Consider the following 16,641-nt stretch of genomic DNA (forward strand, 5'->3'; position numbering starts at 1 on the left):
ACCGCGCCTCACCGGAGAAGATGTCAGGATGACCAAGCCCGCCTTGCCCTGGCGCGTCGTCGTCACCGGCGCCACCGGCAAGCTCGGCCGTGCCGTGGTCGCGCACCTGCGCGCCGTGGGCGTCGACGTGCTGGCGGTGGACCGCGCCGGTGGACGTGACCCGCGCGATGTGGATGGCGAGTTCCTCCTCGCCGACCTCACCGACTACGGCCAGGTGGTGGAGGCGTTCACCGGGGGCGCCGACGAGCACGCCGGCGGCGTCGAGGCCGTCGTGCACCTCGCGGCAGTACCCGCTCCCGGGCTGATGTCCAACGCGACGACGTTCGCCAACAACTCCGCCGCCACGTACAACGTGTTCGCCGCGGCCAGGGCCGCCGGCATCAGGCGGGTGGTGTGGGCGTCGAGCGAGACGGTGCTCGGCTTGCCGTTCGACACGCCGCCGCCGTACGCCCCCGTCGACGAGGAGTACGCGCCACGGCCGGAGTCGACGTACTCGCTGAACAAGGCCCTTGAAGAGGAGATGGCGCGGCACTTCTGCCGCTGGAGCCCGGAGCTGGTCATGGTGGGCCTGCGGTTCTCCAACGTGATGGACGTCGAGGACTACGCGGCGTTCCCCTCGTTCGACGCCGACCCGCGGGCGCGGCGCTGGAACCTGTGGGGCTACATCGACGCCCGCGACGGCGCGCAGGCGGTCGAACGGGCGCTCGCCCACGACCGGCCCGGCGCCGACGTGTTCATCATCGCCAACGCCGACACCGTCATGACCAGGTCCAGCGCCAGCCTCATGGCGGAGGTCTACCCGGGAGTCGAGATCCGCCGGGAGTTGGGCGAGCACGAGACGCTGCTCAGCATCGACAAGGCCCGCCGGGTCCTGGGCTTCGAACCCCGGCACTCGTGGCGCAACCATGTGGACCCGTCCGGTCGTTGAGCCCGTGCCGTCGGGCCGCAGCCGGATCCGCGATAACCCACGGGAGCTCGCGAAGATCGGGATAAAGTGCCTCAACGGGTACGGGGTGGACCGGTCGGCGGGGAGGCTCGGGCGATGGCATCGGCGCAGGCCACCTCATTCGCCGGAATCGTCGGCACGACCGTACCGGCGGCCCCTTACCGGCTGAGCTGACAACGTGCGGGGACCAACCTGCCGGCCGGCGGGCCGGGCACGAGCATGCTGATGCCCTCCTGGTCGCGCGGGCTGGCCGACAGCCGCAGCCCGCGCAGCGCGACAGTCCTGGAGCTGCTCGTCGACGTCGTCTACGTCTTCGCGCTCGCGCGTCTGGCGGGCCGGGTCGCCGACGACCTGACCATCGTCCGGCACACACTGCTGTCGGAGGCGGGTCAGACGCTGCTGTTCTTCACGGCGATGTGGATGATCTGGTTTCTCAACGCCGTCATGTCCAGCACCTACGATCCCCGCCGCACCGACATCCAGGTCATCCTGCTGGCGACGATGTTCGGCACGCTGGTGCTGGCGGTCAGTCTGCCGCAGGCGTTCGGCCAGCGGGGTCTGATCTTCGCCTGCACGTACGTCATCATCCAGGTGGGCCGGCCGCTCTATCTCACGCTGGCCCAGTGGGGGCACCCGCGAGGGCGGCTCCCCGCCCGGGTACTCACCTGGCACGCGGTCTCCGCTGTGCTGTGGATCGGTGGCGGCATCAGCGGGGGCTTCGGGCGTGGGGTCTTCTGGAGCATCGCCCTCGCCATCGAGCTCGTCGGCTCCGCCACCCACTGGCCGGTGCCCCGCCTTGGTGAGAAACGACCAAGCAACCCGTTCGGGATTTCCGAGGCGCACCTGGCGGAGCGGTACAACCAGTTCTTTATGATCGCGCTGGCCGAGGTGGTGCTGGAGACAGGGCTCGCGGTGAGCTTCCCAGGCTTCTCGACCGGGCGGACCGTCACTCTCGTGGCTGCCTTCGTGACAGTCGTGGCGTTCTGGCGGCTGTACTTCTACCACCTGGCCCCGGGGCAGTCCGCGGACTCGGACGCGCTGCGCCTGGCCCGGTCGTCGGGCTTCAGTCTGATGCTCATCGTCGCCGGCATCATCTGCACGGCGGTCGGGCTCGGGCAGGTAATCGACGACCCCGACCCGCCGATCGACTGGGCGCTGGTGGCGATCATCTTTGGCGGCCCGGTGCTGTTCCTGATCGGGCGCGCCTATCTGGAGCGATCCGCGATTCGGCCGCGCTCCGGGGTGCTGCCGATCGGCGCGCTGGTGCTGATCGTGGCGGCGCCGCCTGTGGCCTTCCTTCCGCCGGTCGCCGTGGCCGCCGTCGCGGGGTTGATCATGGTTGGGATCGCCGTCGCCGACGGGGTGCTCCACGGGCGCGGCTCGCAGACCAACCCAACGTTGTAGTCGACGCGGGACGTGGCGCCGTCTGCCTTGTGACCGGCGAGCGCGTCGGGTAACTTCGCGGGCACGCCGTCGAGCCTGAGAGGAGGTCAGAACAATGTCCGATGTTCTGCGCCCCCTCCGCGTCCCGGCGTCCACGCGGATCTGACCGGGGCGCGCGCCTTCCGGAGGACCTGCCATGACCGACCTGGTCATCCGCCCGCTCGTCGCGGGCGAGGAAGAATTGTTCGACTCCATGCCCGATCCACTGCCGCAGTTGCGCAAGATCGCGTACGCCGACGGCGTCGCTGGCGGCGGCTACCGGCCCGAGCACACCTGGGTCGTCCTGCGCGGCGGCCAGGTGGTCGGTAGGGCGGCCTGGCTCCTCCCGCCCGGGGCCGTCGGCACCCCCTGGCTGGACCGGTTCGACCTGGTCGCCGAGCCGGAGGTGGGGGCCGCGCTGCTGCGCGCCGCCCACGAGGCGCTCGGAGGGCCGGGCGTGTACTACGCCGCCCTGCCGGCGCACTGGAGGCGTCGACAGGAGGTGCTGGCAGTGGTCAGCGCCCCGATGGAGGCCGCTCGGCTGGCCGGGCTTGTCGAGCGCGGAGAACGGCTGCGGTGCTCCTGGACAGGCACGCCGCTCCCGGCCACCTCCGGGCGGTACACGTTCCGCAGGCCCCTCGACAAAGCGGAGATCAACACCTTGGTCGCCCGGATCGCCGAGCCGGACGTGCTGACCGGGGTGGAGACCGCGCAGGGTGTCGGCGGAGTCGACCTGGCCACGGACCCCCTGGCCTGGCTGGGGGATTCGACCGAGCAGTGGACGGTCGGGTTGGCCGACGGTGAGCCGGTGGGCCTTGTCAGGCCGACCGGCGACGCCTGCTTCCCACTGATTGCCTACCTCGGCCTGCTCGACGACGCCGTCCGGGGCGAGTTGCTGGTCGAGGCGGTCCGGGTGCTGGCCGAGGACGGTGCCCGGGAGGTGATCGCCGACGTGGACGCCCACCGGGCCGCGGTGCTGGCCGAGCTGGAACGGACCGGCTTCCGGCAGATCCGCTCGCGCGTGACATTCACGCCGGCGACAGAACAGGAGTAGACGGTCGGGGTGCGCCCTGCGCCACCAGGGCGCACCCCCGCCTTCCTTAGGGGAGGCCCTGCACCGCACCTGCGATGGTCGGGGCGTTACCCGCGTGCGTGGCGCAGCAGGCGGAGCTGACCGATCTCGGCAGCGTTCTTCATGAGTTCGCCGTTCACCCAGGCGATCATGTGGGCGACGGTGTGTGCCGGGTCGCCCTGCCAGGGAAACGGCGCGACACCGTCGAGGTCGGCGTCGTCGAGCCGGTTCAACACCGCCAACCATTCGGTACGGAGGTCACGCAGCCACGCCACAGCCCTGTCGCCGTCGCCGGGCCAGCCGATCGCGGTGCGCTCCCGTGGCGTACGCCCCTGAGCGTGGTCGATGGCGACAGTCCACCACCAGCCGATGTGCCAGGTGAGCCACCCGATCGTCGGGACGGGGATCGGGTCGGGCTCGACGTCAGCCCAGTCCGGCGCCCATCCGCCGTCGGCGTCCGGGCGCACCGTCCAGCAGTGTGCGGCAGGCTCCCAGAGGACGTCGGCCGGCTCCAGCCGTTCCAGGTGGTACTCGAACAGCGACCAGGTCAAATCGAACTGCCACAGCAGGATGTCACGACGGGATACCGGCACCCGACGACCGTGCCACATCCCTGCGTACCCGGTCGAACGTTTTGACAGCCACGGGGCGGCCCGACGTGCCGGACCGCCCCACCTGACGACTGACGTCAGAAGCCGAGCACGGCCCGTCCGCCGACCACCGGCAGCCGCAGCTCACTGTCGTTCGGCGCGACCCGCAGCCGGGTGCCGCCAAGCGGCAGCAGGGTGTACTCCTGGTCGCTGGAGAAGACGACCACACCGATCCGGTGGCCAGCCGGGAAGACGTAGTCCTTCGGCTCCATCGTCCACCGGTAGTCGTACAGCTTGCCCTGCTTGACCGGCTTGGTGCGCTCGGCGCTCTTGCGGTTCTGCGGGTCCATCCAACCCCGGGTCACCACTGTCGGCGTTGCGGTCGAGCCCACCGGGCCGTAGTCGACCAGGTACGCCGTCAGGTTCGCGTCCGGCTTGTTGTCGATGGCCATCCGCAGCCGCATTTCGGGGCGACCGGAGATGCGCACGCTCTGGGTCAGCTCGGGGGAGCGGTAGACGAGCCGGTTGGCGCTTGCCGCGTCCGGGTTGGCGACCAGGGCGTCCGGGCCGATGGTCCGGCCCTCGTCGACGAAGCTCTGCTCGACCTTCGCCTTCGGCGGCTTCCCAGTGGTGAGCGCCCCCGGGGCGGTGGCGTCGTCGGCGGCGAACCGCAGCCCGACCTCACGCGCCGCCGGGTCGGGCCAGTTGGCGTACGTCGTGTAGGCCCGGTCCTCCCGCTGCAACACGGCGGTCGGCTCGTCCATGATCCCGTTGCGGACGTTCCACAGCCAGAAGTCGAACCAGCGGTTCTCGGTCTGCTTGTAGGTCCACGTCCGACCGTCGGGCAGGGTCACCGAGGCGCTGCTTCCCGGACCGCCGTGCCCGCCCTGGTGCAGCCAGATCTTGCGGGGCACGTCCCGCTTGGCGAGCTGGTCCCACCAGCCGGCGAAGTGTCCGGTCTTGACGTTCCAGTCGTTGAGGCCGTGCACGACGAAGACGCTCGCCTTGACGTCGCGGGCGTCGTAGTAGTCGCGCTCCTGCCAGAACTTCGAGTAGTCACCGGTCACCCGGTCCTGCTCCGCGGTGATCTTTGCGATCTCGTCGGCGCACTGCCCCTCGGCCCGTGCCTGCCCGGCCGTGTACTGGGCCAGGACGTCGAGGTCCTCACCCTGGTAGGTGCCGGGCGCGACGACCAGACCGTTGGCCCGGTAGTAGTCGTACCAGCTGCTGATCGCCGAGACCGGCACGATGGTCTTCAGACCCTTGACGCCTGTGGTGGCCACCTGGTTCGGCAGCGTTCCGTTGTAGGAGACGCCGGTCATGCCCACCGCGCCCGTGGTCCAGCCGGCGGTGACGGGGGCGCCGCTCGCGTCGTACCCCTTTGCCCGCCCGTTGAGCCAGTCGATGACGGCCTTGGTGCCCAGCGTCTCGGCCTGGTCGCCGCTTGTCGGGCAGCCGTCCGAGTCGCCGGTGCCGACGCTCTGACCGAGCACCACGGCGTACCCGCGCGGGACGTAGTAGTCGTCAAGCGAGCCGGGCAGGTTGGCCTTCGCCTCGGCCCGCTGGACGCCCATGTCGAGCGCCCGATGCCCGGACCGGTCGGTGAGGCCGTTCTGCGGCAGGTCGTCGACAAGCACGCTCGGGTACGGCACGTCACCCCAGGTGCCCTTGCGGTACGGGCTGTGCTCGAAGATGACAGGCACCTTGAAGCCCTGCGTGGCGGTCTCCCGGGGTCGGGAGATGTCGATGGCCACCCGGTCGGGGCGGCCGTCGTGGTCGGTGTCCAGCGGGGTCTGGACGTACACCCGCTCCTCGATGGCGTCGGCAAGCGAGAACACCGGCTGGGTCATGCCGTCGGCGACCACGATGCCGGTGGGGGTGGCGGCCACCGCGGGCGGGGTCGCCGAGGCCGGGGCTGCGCTGAGGACCAGGGCGCCGGACACGCTGACGCTGAGTAGGGCCAGATGGCGGGGTCGACGCATGCGCGTCTCCCTTCGGTTGGGCTGGTTGCCGGGTCGCGGCAGGGGCCAATCTCGAAGATCCATTCGCCGTCATGCTAGGTCCGGGGCGACGTTCCGTCGATCCCGTCGGGCGGCGTCGTAGGTGAACACGTCCGCGTGGGACGGCCGGTTGCGCGCCCCGACCGGGGGCGGCAATCGAACCGACATCGAACCGTGTACGGCGGCGACACATGGCCGAAACCCTTGTCAGGTGGGCGAAGGAAAGGTGTCTTCCAGGGGCTCCGAAGATCACGTACACGTGCATATGATCTTGCGCGCAGCGCCGAAAAGGCGTGTTTGTCCACATGAGACAGGGAGCAGGATGCTCAAGAGAACGCGGTGGCTACTGGCCGTCGCCGTCACGGCCACGGCGCTGACCGCCCTACCGAGCGGCACCGCCACTGCCAGCCCCGACGGGCTCAGCCGACCCAGTGCGCCCGACACCGCCACCGACCGGAAAACACACACCGTCACCCTGCTCACCGGGGACGTGGTGACCGTACGGGCCACCGGATCGGGATGCCCGCACGCCACTGTGCAACCCGCCGACCCCAACTCGGTCATCCACCAGACCTGCGGTCCGGACGGCCACCTGCACGTCATCCCCGCCCGCGTCGCGTCCCAGGTCGGCCCGGTCCTCGATCCCGACCTCTTCGACGTCACAGTGCTGATCGCCGACGGGTACGACGACCAGAACACCACTGAACTGCCGCTCATCGTGCAGCCCGCCACCGCCTCCGCCCGGGTGGCCGCGCTCGGCGACGTGCTGGCGCTGCCCAGCATCGGCGCAGTCGCCGGCCGCGTACCCAAGAAGAGCCCGGCCACCGCGAAGCTCGCCACCGACTCCCTGCTCGCCGGTGCGAAGAAGGTGTGGCTCGACCGCAAGGTCCGCGCCACCGCGCTTACCGGCGTCGGCAAGCCCACCGGCCTCGACCGCAACCTGGTGCAGGTCGCCGCGCCTGATGCCTGGAAGGCCGGCTACACCGGCAAGGGTGTCCGGGTCGCGGTGCTCGACACCGGCGCCGACTTCACCCACCCCGACCTGGCAGGCCGCGTCGTCGACCGGGCCGACTTCACCGCCGAGGGCGGCGACGCCGTCGACCACAACGGCCACGGTACGCACGTCGCGTCGACGATCGCCGGCACCGGCGCGGCCTCCAACGGCCAGCGTCGCGGCGTGGCTCCGGCCGCCAACCTGGTCATCGGCAAGGTCCTCGACGACCACGGCTCCGGCGAGGACTCCGGCATCATCGCCGGCATGGAGTGGGCCGCCGCCCGCGCCGACGTGGTCAACATGAGCCTCGGCGGCAGCTACCCGGACGACGGCAGCGACCCGCTCTCGCTCGCCGTCGACGCGCTCAGCGAGCGGACCGGTGCGCTGTTCGTGATCGCCTCCGGCAACAGCGGTGGCGCGATCTCCTCGCCCGGCTCCGCCGCCAGCGCCCTGACCGTCGGCGCTGTCGACCGGGACGACCGGCTCGCCGACTTCTCCAGCCGTGGCCCGCTTGTCACCAGCCGCGTGGCCAAGCCGGAGCTTGTCGCGCCCGGTGTCGACATCGTGGCCGCCCGCGCCGCCGGAACCAACCTCCAGGACCCGATCGACAAGTTCTACGAGGGGAGCACCGGCACCTCGATGGCCGCCCCGCACGTGGCGGGCGCGGCTGCCCTGCTCGCCCAGCGGCACCCGGACTGGACGGGGGAGCGGCTCAAGGCGGCGCTCGTCGGTGCGGCCGACCCGCTGACCGGCGTCGACCCGTACGCCGTCGGAGCCGGCCGGCTCAACGCGGCCCGCGCGCTCGGCGGCCCGACAAGCGACCAGCCGGTGGTCAACCTCGGCACGTTCGCGTACCCGCAGTCGGGTACCCCGGTGGCGTGCCGGCCGACCCCGCCTACCGGGTGAGCAGAGCCGAGCAGGCCCGCCTGGCCCGCATCGACCAGCGCTTCCACCAGATGGACTCGCCGGGAATGGTCACCCAGCTGATCCGGACCGGCTTCACAGCCGACGGGCTGGGCGTGACCCAGACTCACGAGGGCAACCTGCCGCCGTACCGCACCGACTACCTGTCGCCGGAGATCGTTTGGGCCGACGAGGGTGTCTACGGTGGACTGGCAGCCCAGGAGGCGCCTCGCCGCTACCAGCCAGGCAGCCGGCAGTCGAAGATCTGGGCGCGGCAGCCGCTGCGCTCCGGCTGGTACGACGACCCTGCCGACAACGGCTGGACCTGCGCCACGCCTCCGTCGCGGACCCGGGGCAACCTGCACATCGACCTGGTGTCGTTGACCGACAAGCACCAGCGCGCCGACTGCCTTCAGAACAACGCGATCGGGGTGAAGCGCACACTGTCGCTGTACCGCAACGGCACACTCGTCGAGAAGCAGGACCGGCCGTACGCCGACTTCACCGTCGGACAGCAGGCCGCCGACTACCGGGTGACCCTCGACGTCGACACGAGCCTGATCCTGCCGATTTCCACGAAGGTCTCCACCTCGTGGACGTTCCGGTCCGCAGGCCCGGACGGGACCGGAAGCGTGCCGTTGCCGCTGTTCGCTGTCGACTACGCGCTGCCGATGGACAGCGCCAACCATCTCACCGGCGGCACCGCCGAGTTCGCCGTCCGCCAGGCGCACGGCGTCAAGGCGCAGAAGGTGACCTCGTTCCAGGTGTGGACCTCGACCGACGACGGCGTCACCTGGAAGATGGCCCGGGTCACCCGCAGCGGAGACACCTACCGGGCCGAGCTGCCCCGGGCCGCCACCGTCTCGCTGCGGGTGAAGGCCGATGGCGACAGTGGTAGCGGCATCGACCAGACCATCATCCGGGCGTACACCGCCGGCTGACGGTCGACACGGTGGTGCGGCCCCGCTCCAGCAGGGCCGCACCACAGTTGTCCGGGCCGATCACTGGCCCTCCCAGACCGCCTTCGCGCCCGAGTCGCCGGTGCGGATCACGTAGTACACGGCGACGCCGGCGGCCACCAGCGACAACACCTGCAATGCCACAGTGAGCGCCCGGCCCTGTCGTGCGTCCGCGTTCGCGTCGGCGGTTCGTGGCGCGACGAACCGGACCAGCGCCAGCGCCACGATCGCGAGACCGATGCTTGCCCACAGCGTGAAGTCGCCGAACTCCTGGTGTGCCTCCAGCTTCGGCAGGAACTCGGGGGTGACCCGGTTGGCCGACCGCATGCGGTCGAAGAAGGCGTCACCGGAGAGCTTCGCCAGCAGCGCGGACAGCGGTGCTCCCACGGCAAGCAACCCCAGTACCCAGCGGGTGTGCGGGCGGATCGGCGGGACGAACGCGTACCCGACCGTGAGGAGAGCCAGCAGCGGCACGAACACGACTGCGGCGTGCAGTACGAGAGGGTGGGCGGGAAGGCCCATGAACTCCTCGAACATCGGCGGCTCCTCCGGCGACAACGGATCTCGATGATCCAGACATGGACGCTAACGGTACCCGCCGGACGCGTGACCCAGGATCGCCTCAGGTCACCGCAGCCCGTACGCCGAGGCCGAGCAGGATCACGCCGGTCAGGCGATCCAGCACGCGTCGGACGGCGGCCGTGCGGAGCAGCCGGCCGGCGGCGCCGGAGACGACAGTCCACCCGGCCAGCCAGCAGGTGTGCAGCGCGGAGTGCGCCGTGGCGAGGAGCAGCATGGGCACCAGAACCGGCCGGCCCGGTTCGAGGAACTGCGGTGCGAGGGTCAGATAGATGGCGGCGGCCTTGGGATTCAGGACGTTGCCCAGCAGCCCCTGGAGGTAGGGGTGGTCCACACGCCACGGCAGTCTCCGCGCGCGGGCCGGCGTTGACGTGGAGCGCCGGGCCGCGTTGACGAGCATCCAGAGCCCGAGTCCGACCAGGTAGGCGGCACCGACAAGCTTGACGACCCAGAACGCCTGCGCCGACCGGAGCACCAGCGCGGCCAGGCCGACGGCGGCAAGTGTGGCGTGCAGGTAGAGCCCTGTGACCGTACCCAGGATCACCCACCACCCCTGCCGCCGACCGCCGGTGGCGACCCGCGAGACGACAAGCGTCAGGCTCGCACCAGGTGTTGCGGTTATCGGCGCGACGGCGACCAGGAAGCCGAGCACCGCCACGCCGCGCACGCTCAGACCACCACCCGGTAGTGGGTGGTGAAGAGGCCGCTGTCGTCGTACACGTGGAACGCGACGCCGGGCGGCTGGGCCTGGGTGGTAAGCGGTTCTCCGCCCTCCCACGGCATCCGCAGGGTGGACACCACACCCGGCGCGATTCGCAGTGGACGGCCGGCGAACGTGCTCGCGGCGGCCGTGTGGAAATGCCCGGTCAGCACGGCGACGACCTGCGGATGGGCGGCGACCAGGGCGGCCAGGGGATCGGCCGGCAGCAACCGCATCGTGTCGATGACCGGATGGTGCAGCACGACCGGCGGGTGGTGCAGGGCGACGAACGTCGGCGTTCCCGCCGGCACCGAAGCCAACTCGTCGGCGAGCCACGCCAGAGTCTCGTCGTCCAGGTGGCCGTGGTCCTCGCCGGGCACAGACGAGTCGGCCAGGAGGAACACCGCGCCGGCCACGTCGTGCCGGGCGTTGATCGGGCCGGTGCCGCCGTCGTCGTCACCAAGCAGACCCTTGCGGTACGCGGCGCGCACGTCGTGGTTGCCGGGGCACACCAAAACCGGCAGGGGAGAGTCGAAGAGTCTCGCGGCGGTCTCGTACTCGGACACCTCGCCGTGGTCGGCGATGTCCCCGGTGATCAGGATCGCGTCGACCGGTCGCGGCAGGGCGTGCAGGTGATCCATGACCCGGGCGGCCCGCTCGGCCGATCGGGGGTGCCCGTCGAGGTGGGTGTCACTGAGGTGCGCGATGACAAGCACGACTGCCCCCTAATGCATAAGAATGCGTCAACCATTAGGGACGCTACACTTGGCGGCACCGGCCACACAAGCCGCGTACGAGAGAGGCACCGATGTCCGCACAGCTCGCGCTCGCCCTTGTCAGCACGATCCGGCACGACGGCAACGGAGGCGTCGCCGACGACCTCGCCGACGTCGCCGGCCTGACCGCCTGGCTCCGCGAGCAGACCGAACCACTGCGCGAGTACGTCGCCGGGTTCGACACCTCCGGCGGTGAGGTCGACGAGCGGACCCGTCTCGACGTGGTCGCGGTGCGCCGCGCCGCCCGTACCCTGTTCGCCGTCGCCGTCCGGCCGGGCCCACCGAGCCGCGCCGACTCCACCTCGCTGCTCTCCCCGCCGGAGGCGGTCGACCGACTCAACCAGGCCGCCGCGACGGTGCCGGTCCGGCCCGTACTGACCTGGGAGCAGGAGGGCACACCGGTGCTGACCTGGCACGGCGAGCCGACCGCGCCCCGGTCGGCCCTCCCGGCAGGGCTGGCCCGGGCCGTCATCGAGTTCCTCGCCGGTAACACCCGCGAACAGTTGCGCGCGTGCCCCGCGCCCCGCTGCGTGCGCTACTTCGTCAAGGACCACCCGCGTCAGGAGTGGTGCAAGCCCTCCTGCGGCAACCGGGCCCGCGTCGCCCGCCACTACCAGCGACACACCGCCGCGGGGTAGCCGCCGCGCTCAGCCGCGGGACCGTGGCAGGCAGTCCTTCTTGTACTTGAGGCCCGAACCGCACCAGCAGGCGTCGTTACGCTCCGGCGGCCAACCGATCCGCGCCGCCGGCCGGGCCGCCAACTCCCGCGCGTAGCCGGCTCGGACCTCCCGGTCGGACGGGTCGCCGTCCTTCCGGCCGGCGAAGCCGTCCAGCCCGTCGACAGTCGCTCTGAGCACAGCCAGCCCGACCTGGCCGGCGTCGGCAAGCCGCACCAGTTCCTTCTCCAGCCGCGCCCGGTGTGCGTCCCAGTCCGGCCCGTACACCTCGGTCAGCTCCGCGTGTGCGGAGAGCAGCCGGTCGAACTCGGCCCGGGGCCAGAAGATCAGATCCGGCTCACCGCCGCCCCGTTCCCCCGCCCGGCGGACGAGCTGAGCCTCCACGCGGTCCGCCAGATCGTCGTGCCGGTCGTGCGGCAGGTTGAGGTTCCGGCGGACCCGGTGGCGCTGCTGCAACAGGAAGAACAGGACTCCGGGCGACTCGGGCGACCCCACCTCCACCGCAGGCTCGACGGCGGTGACAGCCTGCGCCGACGCACCGGCGGCGGTGGCCCGCTCGCCGAGCAGAGTGTCGACCGCCTCGCTCAGCCACCTCTCGGCGATCGCCGAACGGCCGGCGGCGTCCAACGCCGCACTGACGTAAGCGGGGGCATCGGGCTGCACGAGCAGCAACGGGCGCAGCGCGGCCAGCTCCGCCATCGCCTCGTCGTCCCGGCCACCGGCCTGCAACAGGGCCCGTGCCCGCAGCGCCCGGGCGAAGCCAGCCCGGGGGTCATCACCGGACGGGTACGCCGACAGAGCGCTGTCCGCGTACCGGAGGGCGGCATCCGGCCTCGCCCGGATCTCCGCGATCTCGGCGGCGAGCGTCAGCGCGTCCCCGGCGTCGTCCGGATCCTCCAGCCTGCCCTGCTGCACCGCCTCGGCGATGTCGGCGGCGACACCGAGCGGGTTGGCCGTGCCGAGCGCCGAGCGGCGAAGTTCGGCGAGGTCAGCCCTGGTGAGTACATCTTTCGTCGACACGGCTACACGCTACGTCGGGGTGCCCCGGACCCGCCGGCAGATCACCCGTTACGCCCAACCGTGCGCGTCGCCCGTTGCCCCGCGCGTTGGCCCGCGCGCGTCGCGCGTCGCGCGTCGGCCCGTGCGCGTCGCGGTCGCTCTGCGCCTCGCCCCGCGTGCGTCGACCGGGTCGTGATCGTCGGGTGGGCTCTGTCGGTTGGCGGCGGCTCTGCCAACGAGCGTGATGACTCAGAGGAATATTGATACCTCCCAGTCATCACGCTCCTCATGGCATCCACCCACCCAGACATCACAATCGGTAATTGCCAAGCCGCACCTCATCGGCCAACCGCACGGTGAGCGCTGCGGCGTTTCGCTCAGAACTCCTCGTACACCGCAGGGTCCTGGTCAGCGAGACGCCCGTCCGGGCGGCCCAGCGCTGTGACGGCCTCGACCTCCGCGTCGCTGAGCTTGATGCCGAAGACGTCCAGGTTCTCCGCCTGCCGATGCGGGGACGCGGCCTTGGGCAGCGGGATCACCTGACGGGCCAGGTGCCAGGCGAGAATGACCTGCGCCGGGCTGATGCCGTGCGCGGACGCGATGTCCACGATCGTCGGGTGCTGCTGCACGTCGTTGCCATGGCCAAGCGGGCTCCACGCCTGCACGAGGATCCCCTGCGCCCGGTGGTAGTCGATCGCCTGCTGCTGCGGGAAGTACGGATGCACCTCGATCTGGTTGACCAGCGGGGCGACCCCGGTCTCGGCCACCAGACGGTCGATGTGCTCGGGCAGGAAGTTGGACAGACCGATGTGCCGGACCAGGCCGCGCTCGCGGGCTTCGATCAGTGCCCGCCACGCCTGCACATACAAGTCGACCTTCGGGTTGGGCCAGTGGATGAGATACAGGTCGATCCGGTCGAGGCCGGTGCGGAACACACTCTCCTCGATGGTGGTCAGCGCCTCGTCGAAGCGGTGGTGCCGCCCCGGCAGCTTCGAGGTGACGACCAACTCGTCCCGCACGTCGCCCGCCGAACGGGCGGCCCGACCCACCGCACCCTCGTTCTCGTAGTTCACCGCCGAGTCGATCAACCGGTAGCCCGCCCGGATCGCCTGACCGATCGCGTCGACCCCCGCCGAACCATTCAGCTGGTACGTGCCGAGGCCGATCGCCGGCAACGACGTGCCGTCACCAGCCGTCAGGTGGGGAATCGCCATTGTTGGTCCGCCGTTCGTCGCCAGTGCCTGGACCCTACCGGCCCGTGCATCTGGCAGCTTGGGTCGTGGCGCTCTCGACGTCCTTCAGTGCACCGGCGATCCGTCATCCGTGCTCTCGCTCGTTGGCGGAGTGTCGGGGTTCAGCCCTGCCCACGACGTCGGGGGAGGGCCGAATGCGCGACGACTGGCGCGTACAGCCAGAGTGGCGAGGGCAGCATTGGCGCCACCACCAATCATGGCGCCGATACCGAACGGGGCCGCTCGACCGAGAACGATGATTCCCTGCTTCGTTCCGTACTTCGTGATGAAGTGTTTCCCCAAGACCTTGTTGATCTGGCGCAGCGTCTGGGCGGGCACCTTGGCGACAACCTGACGTCCCCAGTGTTGCCCCGTTCGCTCGGCGACCTTGGTTATGGTGGCGGAGCCGGACCCGCCGAGCATGATCCCCATCACGATGGTCCTGCGACGCTCGATCTCGTCGATGGGGACTCCGTGGACTTCGGCGATCGAGAGCGCGAAGAGGGCACTCAACTCGAGAGACGAGAATGCCTCGCCGGCCGAGAGTGCCAGCGCGATGCCCGTGCCGACGCCGGGCGCCGCTGCGGCTCCACCGACGGCAGCACCCGTCCCGGTCAGGGCGCTGACATACATCCGCTCCAGGTTGCGGATCACCTCTGCTGGTGTCGCCTCCGGGTTCCGTTGGCGGGCTCGGGCGATGTTCTTGCGCACGAGGGCGCCCTGGGCGTCGATTGCCTTGTCCAGGAGGTCGAGGACCCGCTGCCCACGTACGGCTGGGACCGGAACCGGTCCGTCGAGGGACTCTGTAGCCATGCCTTTGAACTCCTTAAAGGTTGGCGAGCATGCGCTGATACGCGACCGGATGTACAACCGGAACTGCGTACTGGCGGGCCTTCTTGGCTTTCCCGGACATCGAGTCGGGGTCGGCGGCCACCAGGAGTCGGGTCTTCTTTGTGACGTTGTCACCGACCTGCAGCCCTGCGGCTCGGGCCTCGTCTTCCCATGACGACCGAGGTGGTTCCATTGCGCCGGTAAAGACCACCACGTCGCCGGATTGGAGCCGCCACTGGTTGGTGCCAGGCTGGATCACGCTGGCGTCATGGGTGGTCTTGAGGGCGTGGTCGACATCGGTGGCCTGCAGCCCCAGCAACGAGGCAACCTCGTCCAAGTCGTGGCGCTCGGCGGACGTGAGGACTTTGTCCTCGAGCGCCACAAGGGCCAGACCTGCCAGGTAGGTGCGGTGCAGGTGGTCGACGTCGACGCGGGCGAGGCCGAGATCTTCGGCCGTGGCGACGAGCGCGTCCGCCTCACTGGCGGAGATGTGCCGGTCAAGCAGTGCCCGGTCGAGCAGTTCCAGGTAGGCGTCGCCCTGCGGTTCGCGGAGCCTCGGAAGCCGATCCACCAGACGGGCCAGGAAGTGCTCTGCCTGGTGCCCGGGAGCTCGACGAGGCACCGGCACCACTGCTTCGCTAGCCAAGGGCGGCCAAGGGGCAGCCGCAGCGGCGTCTATTGCGGACGCCCATGGCAGCGGTGTGCCTGCGTCCCTCAGGTATCGGGCCAGCAGCTGCGCAGCCGCCCGCGCGTCGTGCAGAGCGGAGTGTTCCTGGTGCGGCAGCAACCCCGCTTCGCGGCAGCAGTCGCGCAGGCTGCGGCCGGCCGACGGAAGGAAGTGCGCCGCCAGCCGCATGGTGCATAGACCCTCTGCCGGGCTGATCGGAAGTTCGACCCCCAGCCGGCGATATTCGGCGAGGAGGAAAGCGGCGTCGAACTGCAGGTTGTGGGCGACCAGCACTCTCCCGCGAAGGAGGCTGGCGAGGTGGCCCGCGAGTCGGCTGAACTCTGGCGCGCGTCGTACCTCGGCGGCCGAAATGCCGTGGATGAGTTGCGGCCCGAGGTCCCGGTTGGGGTTGACCAGGCTGCACCATTCGTTCGTTACCTGACCAGCGCCGTCCAGCTGGATCACGGCGACCTCGACCATACGGTCGTGCCAGCTGGTGCGCAGGCCCGTCGTTTCCAAGTCGATGACTGCGTACACGTCGAGTCGACTCCTTATACCGTGGCCAAAGCAGAGGTGTCGGCGGCAGCCCGCAGCCGGGCCAACCACCGTGGAGGCAGCGGCTGAGGCTCACCCAGATCGCGCAGGTACTTTCGGCGATACCGCGCCTGCTCAGTGTCCTGCCAGAGTTGCGCGGTCATGGCGACAGCCGATGTCAGGGCCAAAGCCGTCGCCGCGATCGGCGAGGCCGCCCAGGGCTGCCGAGCTAGCCGGTTCGCTAGTTCCTCGTGATCCGGCATCTCTGTGGCCCAGGCGAGCGGCGCCAGCTTCGACTTGGACACCGCACGCTGCCGGTCGACTGCTTCGGCGTAAGTGGCCCTGCGCTCGCTGATTTCGGTGAGGAGTTCAGGGATGGCCAGTACGTGCCCCCGCAGCGTGCTGATCAGTTCGTCTGGCAGTACGTGGGCAACCCTGTCCAGGATCGCGGCAGGCATCTCTCGGTCCCACCCGACCAGGCATCGCCCCTGCAACATCCACATGATGTGACGAAACTGGTCGTCCTGTACGACATCAGCGAGGCGCACCACCCACGCCCCGCCAGCGCGTCCGGTAGGGCTGAGCCGCCACACGGCCACGGCCTCCGCGCCGTCCGTGTCGGGGCCGACGGCGAGAACAGCATGACCGCGCGCGCCGGGTACGTAGTCGACGGGGATGGTTAGTTCGTTCTCGGATTCCTCGGCCTCAGGCGCCATCCCACATCCTTCATGATCGGCAACGGGAGCAAACAATACGTGTC

Annotated in this window: 16 protein-coding genes; 6 read left to right on the forward strand and 10 right to left on the reverse strand. The window is 70.3% G+C overall.

Annotation, left to right across the window (positions count from 1 at the left end):
- Positions 1–28: 28 nt before the first annotated feature.
- The 3 genes from ACLQ23_RS17840 (at position 29) to ACLQ23_RS17850 (ending at position 3,422) form a co-directional block, all read left to right on the forward strand.
- Positions 29–928, forward strand: coding sequence for an NAD-dependent epimerase/dehydratase family protein (locus ACLQ23_RS17840; RefSeq protein ID WP_425734795.1), 900 nt, complete (start codon positions 29–31; stop codon positions 926–928).
- A gap of 237 nt (positions 929–1,165) precedes the next feature.
- Positions 1,166–2,350: a low temperature requirement protein A gene (locus ACLQ23_RS17845; RefSeq protein ID WP_355632745.1), complete on the forward strand. Its 1,185-nt coding sequence runs from the start codon at positions 1,166–1,168 to the stop codon at positions 2,348–2,350.
- Positions 2,351–2,525: 175 nt separating this feature from the next.
- A complete protein-coding gene (locus ACLQ23_RS17850; RefSeq protein WP_355588679.1) occupies positions 2,526–3,422 on the forward strand; it encodes an acetyltransferase in 897 nt (298 codons plus the stop codon).
- 86 nt (positions 3,423–3,508) lie between these two features.
- Here ACLQ23_RS17850 and ACLQ23_RS17855 read toward each other — a convergent pair whose 3' ends face one another.
- Together ACLQ23_RS17855 and ACLQ23_RS17860 are read right to left on the reverse strand one after the other, a co-directional pair.
- Positions 3,509–4,033, reverse strand: a complete 525-nt coding sequence (locus tag ACLQ23_RS17855) for a DinB family protein (protein WP_355632748.1) — start codon at positions 4,031–4,033, stop codon at positions 3,509–3,511.
- Positions 4,034–4,128: 95 nt separating this feature from the next.
- Positions 4,129–6,012 (reverse strand): Xaa-Pro dipeptidyl-peptidase, encoded by a 1,884-nt coding sequence (locus ACLQ23_RS17860; protein ID WP_355588683.1) that lies wholly within the window; start codon positions 6,010–6,012, stop codon positions 4,129–4,131.
- A gap of 340 nt (positions 6,013–6,352) precedes the next feature.
- On the opposite strand from ACLQ23_RS17860, the gene ACLQ23_RS17865 reads away from it, so the two are divergent.
- Positions 6,353–7,930 carry a S8 family serine peptidase gene (locus tag ACLQ23_RS17865; RefSeq protein WP_425880833.1) on the forward strand — a complete coding sequence of 526 codons (1,578 nt, stop codon included), beginning with the start codon at positions 6,353–6,355 and terminating at the stop codon, positions 7,928–7,930.
- Complete coding sequence (locus tag ACLQ23_RS17870; protein ID WP_425880834.1) at positions 7,903–8,868, forward strand: hypothetical protein; 966 nt, start codon at positions 7,903–7,905, stop codon at positions 8,866–8,868. The genes ACLQ23_RS17865 and ACLQ23_RS17870 overlap by 28 nt, the downstream gene beginning before the upstream one ends.
- Positions 8,869–8,928: 60 nt before the next feature.
- On the opposite strand, the gene ACLQ23_RS17875 is transcribed toward ACLQ23_RS17870, so the two are convergent.
- The 3 genes from ACLQ23_RS17875 to ACLQ23_RS17885 all read right to left on the reverse strand — a co-directional run bounded on the left by ACLQ23_RS17875 (position 8,929) and on the right by ACLQ23_RS17885 (position 10,881).
- Positions 8,929–9,423 carry a DUF2231 domain-containing protein gene (locus tag ACLQ23_RS17875; RefSeq protein ID WP_355588687.1) on the reverse strand — a complete coding sequence of 165 codons (495 nt, stop codon included), beginning with the start codon at positions 9,421–9,423 and terminating at the stop codon, positions 8,929–8,931.
- Between the two features lie 85 nt (positions 9,424–9,508).
- On the reverse strand, positions 9,509–10,132 hold the full coding sequence (locus ACLQ23_RS17880) for a LysE family translocator (protein WP_425880835.1): 624 nt from the start codon (positions 10,130–10,132) through the stop codon (positions 9,509–9,511).
- Positions 10,133–10,134: 2 nt separating this feature from the next.
- Entirely contained in the window at positions 10,135–10,881 is a 747-nt protein-coding gene (locus ACLQ23_RS17885) for a metallophosphoesterase (protein ID WP_425880836.1), read from the reverse strand.
- A gap of 92 nt (positions 10,882–10,973) precedes the next feature.
- Between ACLQ23_RS17885 and ACLQ23_RS17890 the strand changes: the two genes are divergently transcribed.
- Positions 10,974–11,579, forward strand: a complete 606-nt coding sequence (locus tag ACLQ23_RS17890; protein ID WP_425880837.1) for a CGNR zinc finger domain-containing protein — start codon at positions 10,974–10,976, stop codon at positions 11,577–11,579.
- A 9-nt stretch (positions 11,580–11,588) separates the two neighbouring features.
- Here the strand turns inward: ACLQ23_RS17890 and ACLQ23_RS17895 are convergent, their stop codons facing one another.
- The 5 genes from ACLQ23_RS17895 to ACLQ23_RS17915 form a co-directional block, all read right to left on the reverse strand.
- A complete protein-coding gene (locus tag ACLQ23_RS17895; RefSeq protein ID WP_425880838.1) occupies positions 11,589–12,638 on the reverse strand; it encodes an SEC-C domain-containing protein in 1,050 nt (349 codons plus the stop codon).
- 356 nt (positions 12,639–12,994) lie between these two features.
- Positions 12,995–13,831, reverse strand: a complete 837-nt coding sequence (locus tag ACLQ23_RS17900) for an aldo/keto reductase (protein WP_425880839.1) — start codon at positions 13,829–13,831, stop codon at positions 12,995–12,997.
- Positions 13,832–13,915: 84 nt separating this feature from the next.
- The gene (locus ACLQ23_RS17905; protein WP_425880840.1) at positions 13,916–14,662 is read right to left on the reverse strand and encodes a hypothetical protein; all 747 of its coding nucleotides are present in this window, start codon (positions 14,660–14,662) and stop codon (positions 13,916–13,918) included.
- A gap of 13 nt (positions 14,663–14,675) precedes the next feature.
- Positions 14,676–15,884: an exonuclease domain-containing protein gene (locus ACLQ23_RS17910; protein WP_425880841.1), complete on the reverse strand. Its 1,209-nt coding sequence runs from the start codon at positions 15,882–15,884 to the stop codon at positions 14,676–14,678.
- 14 nt (positions 15,885–15,898) lie between these two features.
- Positions 15,899–16,597, reverse strand: a complete 699-nt coding sequence (locus tag ACLQ23_RS17915) for a DUF6218 family protein (RefSeq protein ID WP_425880842.1) — start codon at positions 16,595–16,597, stop codon at positions 15,899–15,901.
- Positions 16,598–16,641: the final 44 nt, after the last annotated feature.

The sequence above is a fragment of the Micromonospora sp. DT41 genome (assembly GCF_049841715.1).
In the GTDB taxonomy this organism is placed as follows: domain Bacteria; phylum Actinomycetota; class Actinomycetes; order Mycobacteriales; family Micromonosporaceae; genus Micromonospora; species Micromonospora profundi.